This is a genomic window from Dyadobacter sp. LHD-138, assembly GCF_030929615.1.
GTDB lineage: Bacteria > Bacteroidota > Bacteroidia > Cytophagales > Spirosomataceae > Dyadobacter.
The window spans coordinates 18444-34446 of record NZ_JAVFVU010000026.1; the positions used below are offsets into that span (position 1 = coordinate 18444).

Here is a 16003-nt window from a genome sequence, read left to right on the forward strand (position 1 = left end):
TCTGGCGTCCTAGTATGGATAAGTCTTCTTTACGTACCGAATACCTGCAAAAAAGAAAGGATTTGACGGCAGAAGAAATAACAATACGCAATGAAGCGATCCTGGCTAATACGAAATTGTTCGTCGATAGAATGTCATTGAAAACCATTCATATTTTCCTTCCGCAATATGGCAAAAATGAAATCGACACCTGGAAAATTATCACATTTTTAAATGCATCATATCCCGAAATCAGGATTCTCGCACCAAGGGTAGTCCCCGGAACGAGAGAAATGGAGCATTTCCTGCTCACACCGGAAACAAAACTGATCGATAGCCGATGGAAAATTCCTGAACCGGATCCCGCAACTTCATTAAAAATATCGCCACAGGAAATAGATGCGGTGCTGATCCCTCTTTTGGCCTTTGATCAAAACGGGTATCGGGTCGGCTATGGTGGCGGTTATTATGATCGTTTTCTCCCACAATGCAGCGCAAACGCGGTGAAGGTAGGTTTATCTTACTTCGAAGCCGAAGAAAGGGCTATTAATAGAGATTCGTTTGATGTAAAAATGGATTTTTGCATCACGCCCTTAACGATTGTCAGGTTCTGATCTTTTAAGATCATGTTTCCCTGGATTACTTTTTTTCAATAAAATAAGGACACCATGTTTCCCTGAAAATGAAAAGTGCGACTAAGGAATTAACATAACTAATTCCAGCATTAAAAGTCCACTTTAAAACTTTTAGAAAACATGAAAAACATCCGTACTTATTTATCTGCACTCGCATTGGTCGCATTGATGACCCTGATTTCCTGCAGCAAGGATGACGACGAAACCGCCAAAGTAAAACCAGGCGAAAACATTATGACCACACTTTTGCAGGAAACTACCTGGACGCAAAACACGGCTGCGGCGGTTTCCTGGGAACTGGGTTATGTTTTCAGTACCGCCTCAACGGGTAAAATCACAAAATTAAGCTGCAAAATGCCTGAACCTGGTTCTTACACCGTCTCCTTGTGGGATCAGTCGACCAAGGCTTTGCTTCGCCAGAAAACACTGGAACAATCCACGCCCGATAAGTTTGTGGAGGCCGGTATTGATGAATTTCCGGTTGAAAAGGATAAAAAATATGTCATCAGCATCAATACCGTCGTGGGCGGAAGTGCCAAAAAATTTTTCACCATTTCAAATACCAACGTCAATATTTTCCCGATTGCCCGCGGAAGCATTCTCGTCCAGTCTTCTGTTTACAAGGCCGTTGCCACACCAAAATTTCCTGACGGCGGGGCTGAAACCGGGAGAATGTATGGATTCTCGGATTTTACTTTCATTCCTGATTAAGGCTAAAAACACTGCATTAAAAACGGCATAGCGAGTCGATTCAAATCGACTTGCTATGCCGTTCTATTATCTTTGAAAATGTATTTTAAAAATAATAGTCCAATAGCTACCGCCCGGCAATCACTAAAAAAGGCCTGTTCACATTCATTTACAATGCCCAAAACGATAGCTGACTGCGGAAAATCGACAACCATTACGATCCGAATTGCTGTTCAGGAGCATTTGTACAATAAAAACATCATTTCTTATTAATTTTCATCGTAAATTTGCACCACTTTTCGGAAGCAGGTCATTTTGGCCAAATTCGTTGAGTAACAAACAATTTTACAAATCACATTAATCCTGGTTTTAGAATGAAAATCGCAGTAGTAGGCGCTACCGGTTTGGTAGGCGGCGAAATCCTCAAAGTGCTCGAAGAGCGTAATTTCCCCGTAACGGAGTTATTGGCCGTTGCATCTGAAAGATCTATAGGCAAGGAAGTTACATTCAAGGGTAAACAGATTAAGGTAATCGGATTTGAGGAAGCCATTGCAGCCAAACCTGAAATCGCGATATTTTCAGCGGGAGGTAGTATTTCTCTTGAACTTGCGCCAAGATTTGCCGAAGCCGGCATTACCGTTATCGATAACTCATCTGCGTGGAGAATGGACCCTACGAAAAAACTCGTAGTGCCTGAAATCAATGCAGTGACGTTGACGAAAGAAGATAAAATTATAGCGAATCCAAACTGCTCTACGATTCAGATGGTGGTGGTTTTGAATCCGTTACACCAGAAATATAAAATCAAACGTGTTGTTGTTTCTACCTACCAGTCTGTAACCGGTACCGGTAAGGCCGCGGTAGACCAGCTTTTCTCTGAACGCGCAGGCGATCACAGCGTTGCAAAAGTTTACCCGCATCAGATCGACCTAAACGTTTTGCCGCATATCGATGTATTCCTTGACAACGGTTATACGAAAGAGGAAATGAAGATGACCAACGAGACGAAGAAAATTATGGGCGACGACAGTATTGCTGTAACGGCTACTACGGTTCGTATTCCTACGATCGGTGGTCACTCGGAAGCAGTTAATATTGAGTTTGAAAACGAATTCGATCTTGACGAAGTTCGTCAGATTTTGAGCGAAGCTGAAGGCGTTATTATTCAGGATGACCCTAAAAATGCCCTTTATCCAATGCCATTGACGGCACACGGAAAAGACGAAACGTTTGTAGGTCGTATCCGTCGTGATGAGTCTCAGCCAAAAACATTGAATTTGTGGATCGTTGCAGATAACCTTCGTAAGGGAGCTGCTACCAACACGGTTCAAATCGCTGAATTCCTTGCGAAACATGATTTAGTTGGTGTTACGCAAGAAGCGTAAGGTTTTCCAAAAAGTTATAAACGAGAAAAGAGTGGCCGGATAGGTCACTCTTTTCTCGTTTACGGATGGTAGATATGGGCAACCGCTCCTTCGGAGCATCCTGTTTATAGCATTGAAATTTCCAAAATTATTATTTTCACTCCTTAGGAGTGTCCTAAAAATCCGAGGAGGCTCCTAAGGAGCCAGATAAATGTGACTTCTCCATTTTTCTATAAACAGGGGGCTCCAAAGAGCCATTTGTCAATTCACCTACACCATTTTATAGAATTTAAACGGTGCCAATTACCTGACTTACCTGTCAACCTCTCCCATTACCACATCAATAGAACCGATAATAGCGACTAAATCCGCCAGCAATGCGCCTTTTGACAACTCCCCAATAACAGAAAGATTATTAAATGAACAGGCTCTGGCCTTACACCGGACGGGTATATCCGAGCGACCATCCGTACGGAAGAAAAATCCCAGTTCTCCTTTTGGGTTTTCGGCACGGACATAGAAATCCATCGCCTTGGGACGTATTTTTTTGGGAACAACCGCTTGCGGATCAAAGGAAGGTGTACGCTTATGATCGCCTGTCAATTGAACCAGACTTTGCTCAATCATTTTTACAGATTCCTGACATTCCACCACACGCACCCAGGTACGGTCCCAACAGTCGCCGACGGTGCCCATTTTACCTTCTCCGATCGGAATATCAAAATCCAGTTCAGGGTAAACAGAATAGCCATCCACCCGGCGCAGATCGTAACGCAAACCCGAACCACGCAGCATCGGGCCGGTGCAGCCGTAATTGATCGCCACCGGCAAAGGCAGCACACCTACATTGGCAGTACGCTGAATGAAAATCTTGTTATCCACAACCAGCTGCTGCAATTCGACAAGCTTCGGTTTCAGGTAATTCATAAACTCTGAACAACGCTCCTCAAAACCTACCGGCAGGTCATAAAACAAACCGCCGATCCAGATATAATTATAAAGCATTCTCGCTCCGCAAACCCATTCGAGCAAACGCAAAATCTGTTCACGATCCCGCATCATCCAAAGAAATGGGGTATAGGCACCGATATCCATGGCGTAAGTGCCCAACGCCACGAAGTGCGACGCAAGTCTGTTGAGCTCCGCCACCACCACCCGGATATATTCAATACGTTTCGGAATGTCATGCTCGATTCCCAGCATTCGCTCCACACCCATTACATAAGCATGCTCCGAATTCATCGCCGTTACATAATCCATCCGGTCAACGTACGGAATGATCTGATTAAAAGGCAGCGCCTCAGCATGTTTTTCAAAACAACGGTGCAGATAACCCAGGTGCGGTACTACATCAACGATCACTTCACCATCCGTCACCACTTCCAGTCTCAACACACCGTGTGTGGAGGGATGTTGCGGCCCCATATTCAGCACCATTTCCTCAGTACGAAGCGTTTCGGAGTTGTACTTATTCGGGGCAGAAACTGAAAGATATTCAGGACGGTATTCGTATTGGATGGCGTTACTCATGCTATTTTCTTATTTTCTCTTCTCAGAAAGTCTTTTCAAATATACGAACAAAAACCGCACCGAATTGATTGCCAGAAACAGATCAGATTAAACCCTGACATCCTTAAATGACTAAAAACGTTGCAGTTTTTGATCCAGCACTTCAACTTTTAACGGACCAATCGGCCGTCCTTCGTTATGCAGCCGGTCAACAGCGGTAATATAATAAACATATTTTTTGCCCGATTGTACGGTCATATCTACAAAGCGTTCGCCTTCATAAGCCATGCCGAGAATCTTTCTCGGATCGTGGGCTGTCGGTTTATCGGTTGGTTCAAATCGGTAAATAACGTAATAAGTCGCGGTTTCACCATCCGTTGCCGGATCCGGTTTTTCCCAGAATAATTCAAGCCCGTTATTCAGCAAAGTCGCCTTTAGGCTTTTAGGAGAAAGTGGAGGAATTGCATCTTTCCATGCCATCGTCGGAACCAGGGCCGGGTAACGGAATAAGTCATTCCGCAGCGAATCGACAAAGCCCAGATTGTTATTTTTTAAAGAACGGGAGCTGAAAAATATAGTCCCTTCCGCTTCATTTTCTCTCGAATAACGAACCTGGTTTGGCATTTCTGTTGGATTGGCCCATTGGCCGTCCTTTTCTTTACCACCCACACGATAGGCTCCCAATCCTACATAAAAGTGGCGCCCATAGCAATTCTCCGTCCACCAATCCACTAGGTTCTTATAAGGTACTTTCCCAAATCGTGAAGAGAAATAAACCTGTGGGGCGATATAATCCACCCATCCTTCCCGAACCCATTTACGGCTGTCCGCAAAAAGATCATCATAGGATGCAAGTGCGCCGTATGTTTTCGAGCCTTCCGGATCTGTTCCCTTATTTCTCCAAACGCCGCAAGGGCTTATGCCAAACTTAATCCGCGGATTCGTTGCCATTAAGCCATCATGAATTTGTTTGACAAGCAAATCGACATTATTTCTCCGCCAATCCGCCTTGGTTGCAAACCCTTTTCCATACTTCCGGTACGTCGCCTCATCTTCAATCGATTGTCCCGCAACGGCATATGGATAAAAATAATCGTCAAAATGAATGCCGTCCACGTCATAGTTTTTAGCCACGTTGACGGTTATATCCGTAATAAACTGACGTACTTCGGGCAAACCAAAATCAAATAGTTTATAGCCATCATAACTGATAATCCATTCCGGGTGTATTTTGCTGATATTTTCCGAAGAAACGCTCCTGGCAGATTTATGAACCAAACGGTTCAGATTTAGCCAGGCATGAAATTCAAGTCCCCGCTTATGGGATTCCCTGATCATAAATTCCATCGGATCCCACATCGGATCGGGCCGGCGTCCCTGCTGCCCCGTTAACCATTCAGACCAGGGCTCAGCACTTTTAGCATAGAAAGCATCACCAGCCGCACGTACCTGAACAAAAACGGCATTCATTCCTACCTTTTTATGAAAATCAAGGAGCGCCGAAAACTCATTCCGCTGCTCGTCAGGCACAAGATTTTTGCTGCTGGGCCAATCGATGTTGTCAACGGTAGCAATCCAGACGGCCCTGAATTCTCTTTTGGGTGGATAGACATTCTCAGAATCAGTGCTTTGGGCTTTACAACCGTTAAGCAAAAAAGTGGTCAGCAGTAAGGTAAACGCAATAATTGGGATTTTTTTCACTATATAACGAATGCAAAATGTTAATCCGATCAAAGTAACGTATTTTAGTCCAAAGTTAGCCGACAAGTTGCTTAATTTGTCTTAATGGCAAATAAACATGTTCAATGTATTGTTATTGTGAATAATTTTTCTGCATATTTATTGTGTAATTACTAGGTTTTTTTGTGACTAAACGCAAAAATTTCACCCTTTGCAGTACAGCTATAACGTTTTAACCTATATCCCATATTGGAACCATTTGTAAAAACAACTAAAAAAAACGTCCTTTTTGAAATAGCCTGGGAGGTTTGTAATCAGGTCGGTGGGATTTATACTGTTATCCGGACTAAAGTGCCGGCGATGGTGGAAAAGTGGGAAGATAATTACTTTTTGCTAGGCCCTTATTTTGAAAAGAAAGCATCCTCCGAATTTGAAGAAATTACGGATCTGGATGACTGTACTGTTGGCCGCACAGTGCGCAGATTGCGTGAAATGGGTTATAAGGTGCATTATGGCTTCTGGCTTGTAACCGGAAAACCGCGCGTTGTACTTTTTGATCTGGATAGCATTGCCCATGAGCTGGATGTTATCAAGTACAATCTTTGGGAAAACAACCGGATTTCGACCATTAATGTCGAGCCGCTCGTGAACCAAACACTATGTTTCGGAGAACTCGTGCGTATCTACCTGAAAGAATATGCCGAAGAAAATGCGCGCAGAGAGGAGATATCTGCCCAATTTCACGAATGGATGGCAAGTTGCGGCCTGCCCGACCTTAAGAGAGAAAATGTAAAAATTGCCACGACTTTTACCACGCATGCTACCATGCTTGGCCGCTATCTGGCGCAAAATGTGGATGGTTTTTACAGTAAACTTCCATTTTTTGACTGGGAGCAGGAAGCCAGGAATTATGGCATCGTAACCCAGGCATCCATTGAACGACAGGCCGCATTGAGTGCCCACGTGCTGACAACCGTAAGTGACGTGACTGCACGCGAGTGCGAAGTTTTTCTCGGAAGAATGCCGGATCTGGTAACGCCAAACGGGTTAAATGTTGTCCGGTTCCAGGCCGTCCACGAATTCCAGAATCTGCATTTAAAATATAAAGAACGGATTCATGAGTTTGTGCTCGGACATTTCTTCCCGAGCTATTCTTTTGACCTTGATAAAACGCTTTATTTTTTCACGTCGGGACGTTACGAGTATAGCAACAAAGGTTATGACCTGACTCTGGAGGCACTTGCACGACTTAACTGGAAAATGGTACAGGCCAATATGGATACCACGGTCGTGATGTTTATCGTGACAAAACAGCCGTATTATTCCGTCAATCCCGATGTTTTGCAGTCGAGAGCCGTGCTGAATGAATTGCAGGAAACCTGTACTGCCATCGAAAAAGAGGTAGGCGAAAAGTTGTTCCTGGCCGCTGCATCCGGTGGTGATCACAAAATGCCAGACCTGAATAATTTTGTCGATGAATACTGGCGTCTGCGCTTACGCCGTACCATTCAGACCTGGAAAACGGATAAATTGCCCGCATTCGTAACCCACGATTTAAAACAGGAAGACGGAATTACCGATTTCTGTAAAAAAGCGAATCTTGTAAATAATGAGCGCGACCGGGTTAAAATTGTTTACCATCCTGACTTCATCTCGTCCACAAATCCGTTGTTCGGTCTTGACTATGGACAATTTGTACGCGGATGTCACCTGGGCGTTTTCCCTAGCTATTATGAGCCCTGGGGTTATACGCCGCTGGAATGTGTCGTTCGCGGTGTTCCGACGGTAACGAGTGATCTCTCCGGTTTTGGCGACTATATCATGCAGATCATGAGAGATTATGAAAACCGTGGTATTTATGTGATCAATCGTAAGTCGCAGACTTATGCGCAGGCTGCCGATCAAATGGCTGATATTCTCTTCAAATTTGTAAAAATGCAGCGCCGCGACAGGATTATGCAGCGTAACCGGGTTGAGAATATCTCCGATGTTTTCGACTGGATGAACCTGAGATCTTATTACGATACGGCCCATGACCTGGCTGTCAAAAGAAGAAAACCCTGACGGAAGCCGATATATCTTCCCGTAAACATAATTTAGAAAAAGCCCGCAATGCTGCATACGCGCATTTGTGGGCTTTTTTAAGTCATATCCCTTGAATTCCTAAAAAAAATCAACACCTTCACCGTCGATTATCTATATCCCCAAAAGCATGAATTACGTAGAAGTACAACTGGAACTGCAATCAGAGTTTACAGAAATATTAATGGCCGAGCTGGCCGAGGTAGGATTTGAATCTTTCGTGGAAACCGACGAAGGTTTGTCGGCATACATACCTGAAGAGGATTTCAGTGAAGCCGTATTGCAAGCGCTAATCGCCAAATACAGTGCTATGACTGCAATAGCGAGTTCATGGAAATCGTTAGAAAGAAAGAACTGGAATGAGGAATGGGAAAAAAGTTACGAGCCTATCGAAGTAGGCAAAGAAATCCGGGTACGGGCAACTTTTCACGAGCCGAATCCGGATTTCACCTATGATTTGCTGATTCAACCCAAAATGTCGTTTGGCACCGGCCACCATGAAACAACCTGGCTGGTCATGAATGAACAGCTTAACCTTCCGCATGCCGGTCTCTCGATTATGGATGTAGGCTGCGGGACAGGAATTCTGGCGATTCTGGCTTCGAAACTGGGCGCGACGAGTTTGCTCGGGTTTGATATTGATGAATGGGCGGTTGAAAATACGGTTGAAAATTTTGCAATGAACGGGCTGCGAGAGGAAGCGGAGGTTTTTAAAGGTACCATCAACGAGGTTCCGTCTGAAAAAATGTTCGGTGGCATTCTGGCTAATATCAACCGCAATATCCTGCTTGACGAAATCCCGAAATACGTTCAGCATTTGCTGCCAGGCGGATGGCTGGTCACCAGCGGATTTTATGAGATGGATCAGGCGGATATCGAACGTTGTGCGGAAGAAAGCGGACTGAAAAAACTAAGATCCAATACACGTAATCAATGGGCAACCGTTGTTTTTGAAAAAGAAAAATAGATCCTGCATTTTAAGTCCTTGAAATGCTATCAAGTGCATTTCAAGGACTTAAATAAAAATCATACGATCAACCTTGGCCGCATACTACATGAAGATCACCCGTTACTTCCTGTTAACCTGTATAATCCTGCTCTCAGGAAGAAATTTATCCGCGCAAAATATCAAAGCTTCCGACGATCCGGGCCAGTTTATGGTTCAAATCCGGAAGCTCATGGATGGCACAAAAAATCCCCTTTACATGCGGTCGACGGCCCAGCTGGACAGTATCTGGATGAGCGGTATCAGTGCGCCGCAGCAGGCTAAATTTATTGGCATTGTCCGTACGCAATTCTCCAAAGGACAAAAAGCAGGTCCTGTCCTTCATCTTTTGATCAAAAACACGCATACGCTGGCGAAAGGAACGGGAAATGATCTGGATGGTTTTCTTGATCTCGCCACAAAATCCGGTGAAAAATATGACGCAAAAACTTTTCAGCGCATTCTGGAAACGATCAAGAATACGATCGAAACCAATAAACTATACACATCAAATTTTAACTCGCTTTATCTGCTGAGCGGCTCCTACAAATTCCGGTTTGATACCACCAGCGCGGCAGTCGTGGAAGCGCAGAAAGTACAGGCAGCCGACAATTGGGACACACCCGTTGACTCCAACGTTGTTATTTCTCCAAAATCAAACCCGATCCCGCCCGTTTCGGGTGCGGTGATAGACCTGCAAAATGTAATGTTTGCCATGGTAGCCGCGGGCGACTCGACCGTATTTGGGCCCGCAACCGGAAGTGTATCCCTGAAGGAAGGGATTTTCGCAGGAAAAGGAGGAAAATTTAACTGGCAGGCCGCAGGAGATTCATCGGTTTTCGCTGATTTGGATACCTATTCTTTTAACATTACCCAGCCAAAACTGGTGGCCGAAAACGTGACATTACACGACGAAAATCAGCTTGCCAACCCAATTAATGGCACATTGGAATACAGGGCTGTTAAGAAGTCAAAAAGCCAGCCAGCACCTTATCCACGTTTTGTTTCGAACCGCAACGACGCCAGGCTTAAAGCATCTCGCAAAAATATAGATTACAAGGGCGGTTTTGCTTTAATCGGCACGACCATGTACAGTACCTCGCTAAGCAATGAGCCCAGCCGGATTACCGTTTCTTACAAGGAAAAACCGGCATTTACCGTTACCAGCCGTAAGTTCTCGCTGAAAGATTCCGTTATCTCGGCACCCATGGCCACATACTCCATGCCATTGGGACAAGATTCGCTGTACCACCCCGGTGTCACATTTTTTTACAATGATCAGGAAGGGCAGGTAAAACTGGGACGGGCGGAAAAAACCGATTTTGGACCGCTGCCTTATCAGGATTCATATCACAAAATGAGCATCTGGGCGCAGGCGATGCGCTGGAATTTTCCCAATGACAAGGTAGAATTTTTACGTATTGACGGGAAACAGGTTGTGCCCGTAAAACTGGAATCTTTTGATTATTTCAAAAAAGAACGTTTCAGAGGAATTGCGCAGGAATATGGTTTTCAGCCGCTTTTAATGGCCGCCAATTATTCCCAGACTGAAAAAAAAGCTACTTTCCTAGCAGAAGATGTGGCTAGAAAATTCAAGCAGGATCCCGTAATTCTCCACCGCGCATTGGAAAGGCTGGCATTGGAAGGCTATTTCAAACACGACAAGATAACAGACGAATTTGCGGTTTCTAAAAAGGGGATTCTGTATGTTTTAGGCAATATTGACAAGACAGATTATGACAATTTTCAGGTAACATCCCAATTTTCCGCCAACGACGAGGTAGCCAATGCGACCATCTCCATGAAGGATACGCTCCTGACCGTTCTTGGCGTTGGCAGGTTCATCGTCAGTGATTCGCTGAAAATTTATGCTGTTCCTTCCGACAAGAAGCTGGTAATCGCCAAAAACCGTGATTTTACCCTGAACGGGCAACTGGTTGCCAACAATTATCAGTTCAGAGGATCAAACCTTAAATTCAACTACGGTCAGTTTTTTGTCAATGTAAATCCAAACGATTCGATCACATTTACACCCAAGGAAAAGTTTGCAAAAGGGCAATCCGGACAAGTCGGCGGTCATGTGAAATATGAAAAAGGAGGTACCTTTTACCTGAGTGATCCGCAAAATAAATCAGGGATTCAAAAAGGTAAAAAATCACCGCGACTTGTCGTGCCCGACGGTATGATCGTTTATTTCGATCAGCCGGAAAGAGGTACCGTTCTTTATCCGCGTGAGGTCTTTTTCAAAATTCCCAAGATAGATATGGACGGGCTGGATCAGCGGGATGTGATTTTTGATGGAACATTTAATTCAAACGGCATCATTCCGCCCATTCAGACCATCCTGAAAAGTATGCCGGATAACTCCCTTGGATTTGAATATAAACCGCCGGTTACCGAAATGAAACTATACGGAGGTAAAGCGATGGCGCGGTTTACAGACACCCTGACAATGGATAACAGTGGTCTGAAATCAAAGGCTGTCATGCGTTATTTATCCGCCTCCATGACGGCAAAAAATGTGCTATTGACGTCCGACTCGCTGCTTGCATCCGGTGAACTGGCTAGCATTAAAGAAGCCACCATTGGCAAAGGTTATTTCCCGGCCGTAGAATTGAAAGATTACGCATTACGCTGGTTCCCGAATTCCGATAGTATGTTTATCAACACCCAGGGTAAATCCTTTTCGTTTTACAAGGGAACAACGAGTCTGGAAGGCGGCTTGCTTTTGCGTTCATCCGGACTTTACGGAAACGGGAAGCTGAAACGACCTGATTCCGAGTTAACCTCTGCCGATATAAAATTCAATAAAGATGGTTTTCTTGCCAATAAATCACAGTTTGTGATCAACGGAGGACAGCCCAAAGCAGCCAAGGATATTCTGACGGGTAAAAACGTAAATATTGACTTCAACATTAAAACCTCTATTGTAAACTTCGTTACAGATTCAACCGGATTCGATTCTGACTCTTCGGGTATGCAGCTTCCCGCGGCCTCCTATCAGACCTTGATCGCAACGGCGAAGTGGGACATTCTTAAGAAGACCATTTTAATGAAAGGTTTCGGTGAAACGTCCTCCTATACTTCCATTGCCCCCGAACAGGAGGGTCTGACTTTCCAGGGCTCCGAAGGAATTTATGACGTGGACAAAGTAACGCTTAATGTACGCGGCGTACCGTTTATCCGTACCGCTGATGTTAAAATAATTCCTGATAAAGGTATGGTGAGCATAGGCAGTAACGGTAAAATTGCACCGTTAAAAAAGGCCCGGATCGAAATTGACACCCTGAATGCTTCGCACCGGTTACGTGACGCCGATATCAGAATTGATTCAAGAAACCGCTTCGAAGGATCTGCCACTTATCAATATATCACGGCCAGAAAAGATACTTTCAATATCAAGATGCAGAATTTTGAATTGAGAGAAATTGAAACCGCAGCAGAAGGGAAAAAAGCAAAAAACAACAAAGAAACCGGCCCGATACGCTATTACACAACGGCCAAAGCACAGATCAAAGAAACCGAAAACCTGATCCTTTCACCAAGAATCCAGTATAAAGGTGATATTAATCTTATTGCTTATCAGCCGTCACTGCAACTGGATGGATTTGTGAAACCTGTGATAAAATTCCGTAAGGATTTCCAGAGCTCATGGATTGTCTACAAAGATGCCCCCGGCGAGACGGTTGGCGTTAAAATTGATAAAAACCTTAAAAACGAACATGAACTGCCACTTTCCGTTGGGCTGCATTTTAACGAAAGCCGTGGGATGTATATGTCGTTTTTATCGCCAAAAGAGTCTGACGGCGACCAGGATATTTACCTCGCGCAGGGAACGATGAACTATGATGAGGATAAAAAAGCCTTCAAAGTGGCACCGCCTCCGGGTCCCGATGGGCTGGTTGACGAAGCCAATACGCTGACATTTGATGACAAAACCGGTATTGCTTCGTTTTCAGGCCCGATGAAATTTACCTCCACGGATTGGCTGCAATCTACCGGTATCGCCAATGTCCAGGTGGACAGCTCCCGTTTTAAATTCAATTCGATGCTGCTGATGAAACTGTCAGCGCTGGAACCGGTTTTACCTCAGCTCGCTGCCAAAATCGTGGAAACCAATCTGGAAGAACAAAACAGCACTGCCGCGGACGACGACGCCGAGCAGCTGAACAGAAAACTTTCCGCACTGATTGGCTCCAAAGCCGTTGACGCTTACGTAAAACTTTCCGCCGCGGGTTATAAACCATTATTCGACGCATCACCCATGCTGGACGTACCGCTGGTGATATCCAGCGTGGATCTGCACTGGTCGCCGGTACATAATGCGTATTTTTCTCAGGGACCGATAGGCGTTTCAAATTTTGGCAAAAACAACATCAACGCACAAATGGATGGCGTGCTTGAAATACGCCGCTCGGAACTGGGTGATGAATTCAGCCTCTTCCTTCAGGCCTCCCCGGATGTCTGGTATTATTTTGATCTGAAAGAAAAAGAGCTTGGCGTTGTCTCTTCGCAGGTAGATTTCAATGACCTGGTGACCTCAAAAGGAGCCAATATCAAATCCAAAGATATGACTTTGGTATCTTTAGGCGTTGAAGAGAAGGATTTGTTCGTAAACAGGTTTGATGACTTCTACCAGCCAGCAGTGAAAAAGGCCAAACTGACCAAAACGGTTAAGAAAAAAGTCGTTCCGGCGGAAGAGAAAAAGAAGAAAGAAGAAAAGGCAGAAGGATTCTGATCATCAAGGCATTACGGTATATATTTTAATTTTCAGCCAAATAAACCTATTTTTGCACTTTGCTGTCAATGCCGTTCACTTGGTAAAGAAGGAAAACTATCGTATTTTTAAGAAACTTTTAAAGTTCAAATTAACCTACTAATAATACAAAATGAGCGTAGCCTTGTTTATAATTACGACGATAGCCGCCTATTTATTGGGATCTATACCGAGTTCAGTATGGTACGGAATTGGTTATTTCGGGATTGATGTACGGAAACACGGAAGTGGAAATGCAGGCGCTACCAACACCTTTAGGATACTCGGCAAACGTGCAGGTACGATTGTGATGCTTATTGACGTCATGAAAGGCTGGACTGCCACCTGTCTTGCTTCCATGCTTTTTTACATGGGAACAATCGGTGAGGGGGATATCTTAATGTACAAGATCATTTTTGGTATTATTGCCATTGTAGGGCATATTTTCCCGGTATTCGTTGGGTTCAAAGGGGGTAAAGGTATCGCCACTTTATTGGGTATGGTACTGGCCATTCATCCTGAACTTGCCGCGATGAGTATCACCATTTTCTTGCTGACCTTGATTGCTTCTCAATACGTTTCGCTAAGCTCGATCCTGGCGACGCTGGCTTTCCCGGTTTTATCGTTGTTGGGTGTTTTCGGACAACCTGAGACATTGCTGGTAATCTTCGGCTTTGTCATGTTCGTTCTGGTTGTGATCACGCATCAGAAAAACATCGTAAGATTGTTGAACGGCAATGAAAACCGTGTGAATATTTTCGCGAAATCGAAATCAAAAGGACATTCCTGAAAAATTAAAAAATAGAAATACCCACCCCTAAGGTTCCAACCTTAGGGGTTATTTTTTTATATTGGGCACCGTTAAAATCGTACGGGTTGATAAACCGGAAAATCCATTCGGAGCGGTTGATTTTTAAATTTTATAATGCTAAAACAATGAATAACTACATCGAAAAAAATCGCGATAAATTTCTGAATGAACTGCTGGATCTTATCAGAATTCCTTCGGTTAGTGCCGATTCCAAATTCAAAAATGATATGCGTCGTGCAGCAGAATTTGTCCGCGACCGCATTTCCGAAGCAGGAGCCGACAGGGTTGAAATTTATGAAACACCCGGGCATCCGATTGTTTACGGGGAAAAAATAATAGATCCATCCCTGCCAACCGTCTTGGTTTACGGACATTACGATGTACAGCCGGCCGATCCTTATGAGCTTTGGGATTCGCCTCCATTTGAACCGGTTATCAAAAACGAACGTATTTATGCGCGCGGAGCATGTGACGACAAAGGTCAGTTTTACATGCACATCAAGGCATTTGAAACCATGCTGGCGACGGATTCCTTGACCTGTAACGTCAAGATGATGATTGAAGGAGAGGAAGAGGTTGGCTCTTCACATTTGGAAACATTTGTGAAAGAAAACCGGGATATGTTGAAATGTGACACCATCCTGATTTCTGACACCAGTATGATTGCCAACGATGTGCCGTCCATTGAAACCGGTTTACGTGGACTTACCTATCTGGAAGTGGAAGTTGTAGGAGCCAACCGCGACCTGCATTCCGGTGTTTACGGCGGGGGAGTTGCCAACCCGATCAACGTTTTGTGCGAAATGATCGCGTCGCTTAAAGATGAAAACGGGCATATTACCATCCCCGGATTTTATGATAACGTGCAGGATTTAACGCAGGCTGAAAGAGACGCCTTAAATGCCGCGCCGTTTGACCTTGACGAGTACAAAAAGGATCTTAAAATTGATGATGTTGCCGGAGAAAAAGGCTACACAACAATAGAACGTACCTCTGTACGCCCGACACTGGACGTCAATGGTATCTGGGGAGGTTATATCGGAGAGGGAGCGAAAACGGTTTTGCCCTCGAAAGCGAATGCTAAAATATCCATGCGCCTTGTTCCAAACCAGACCGATCAGGAAATATGTGACCTTTTCACAAAACATTTCAAAGCCATAGCGCCTGCTTCGGTAAAGATAAAAGTAGTTCCGCACCACGGCGGTTTGCCTTATGTGACACCGACAGATTCACTGGAATACAAAGCGGCTGAAATGGCCATGGAAGAGTCTTTTGGCAAAAAACCAATACCAACCCGTGGCGGTGGAAGTATCCCGATCGTCGCTTTGTTTGAGCAGGAATTGGGTAGAAAGAGTATTCTGATGGGCTTTGGCCTGGATCTGGACGGACTGCACGGCCCTAATGAAAGCTATGGTCTTTTCAATTACTACAAAGGCATCGAAACCATTCCTTTGTTCTTCAAGCATTATGCTGCTTTGAAAAAGGTAGATTAACGTTTGTTATCCGTCCGAC

General features: G+C 44.5%; 10 protein-coding genes. 8 read left to right on the top strand and 2 right to left on the bottom strand.

Features of this window, described 5'->3' with window-relative positions; all coding sequences use genetic code 11:
* Window positions 1-14 precede the first annotated feature (14 nt).
* The 3 genes from RB622_RS18840 (at window position 15) to RB622_RS18850 (ending at window position 2689) form a co-directional block, all read left to right on the top strand.
* The gene (locus tag RB622_RS18840; RefSeq protein WP_308048151.1) at window positions 15-593 is read left to right on the top strand and encodes a 5-formyltetrahydrofolate cyclo-ligase; all 579 of its coding nucleotides are present in this window, start codon (window positions 15-17) and stop codon (window positions 591-593) included.
* 141 nt (window positions 594-734) lie between these two features.
* Window positions 735-1325 (top strand): DUF4082 domain-containing protein, encoded by a 591-nt coding sequence (locus RB622_RS18845; protein ID WP_308048152.1) that lies wholly within the window; start codon window positions 735-737, stop codon window positions 1323-1325.
* A 353-nt stretch (window positions 1326-1678) separates the two neighbouring features.
* Window positions 1679-2689: an aspartate-semialdehyde dehydrogenase gene (locus RB622_RS18850; RefSeq protein WP_308048153.1), complete on the top strand. Its 1011-nt coding sequence runs from the start codon at window positions 1679-1681 to the stop codon at window positions 2687-2689.
* A gap of 291 nt (window positions 2690-2980) precedes the next feature.
* Here the strand turns inward: RB622_RS18850 and RB622_RS18855 are convergent, their stop codons facing one another.
* Window positions 2981-4198 carry an NADH-quinone oxidoreductase subunit D gene (locus RB622_RS18855; RefSeq protein ID WP_308048154.1) on the bottom strand — a complete coding sequence of 406 codons (1218 nt, stop codon included), beginning with the start codon at window positions 4196-4198 and terminating at the stop codon, window positions 2981-2983.
* 111 nt (window positions 4199-4309) lie between these two features.
* Window positions 4310-5878, bottom strand: coding sequence for a family 10 glycosylhydrolase (locus tag RB622_RS18860; protein WP_308048155.1), 1569 nt, complete (start codon window positions 5876-5878; stop codon window positions 4310-4312).
* Window positions 5879-6106: 228 nt separating this feature from the next.
* Here RB622_RS18860 and RB622_RS18865 point away from each other — a divergent pair, with 228 nt between their 5' ends.
* The 5 genes from RB622_RS18865 (at window position 6107) to RB622_RS18885 (ending at window position 15984) form a co-directional block, all read left to right on the top strand.
* Window positions 6107-7921, top strand: a complete 1815-nt coding sequence (locus tag RB622_RS18865) for a glycosyltransferase (RefSeq protein ID WP_308048158.1) — start codon at window positions 6107-6109, stop codon at window positions 7919-7921.
* Window positions 7922-8069: 148 nt separating this feature from the next.
* Window positions 8070-8906, top strand: coding sequence for a 50S ribosomal protein L11 methyltransferase (gene prmA, locus RB622_RS18870; RefSeq protein WP_308048159.1), 837 nt, complete (start codon window positions 8070-8072; stop codon window positions 8904-8906).
* A gap of 73 nt (window positions 8907-8979) precedes the next feature.
* Window positions 8980-13662, top strand: a complete 4683-nt coding sequence (locus tag RB622_RS18875) for a hypothetical protein (protein ID WP_308048161.1) — start codon at window positions 8980-8982, stop codon at window positions 13660-13662.
* A 151-nt stretch (window positions 13663-13813) separates the two neighbouring features.
* Window positions 13814-14470 (top strand): glycerol-3-phosphate 1-O-acyltransferase PlsY, encoded by a 657-nt coding sequence (gene plsY, locus RB622_RS18880; RefSeq protein ID WP_254561439.1) that lies wholly within the window; start codon window positions 13814-13816, stop codon window positions 14468-14470.
* Between the two features lie 119 nt (window positions 14471-14589).
* Complete coding sequence (locus RB622_RS18885) at window positions 14590-15984, top strand: dipeptidase (protein WP_308048201.1); 1395 nt, start codon at window positions 14590-14592, stop codon at window positions 15982-15984.
* The last annotated feature ends 19 nt before the right edge of the window (window positions 15985-16003 follow it).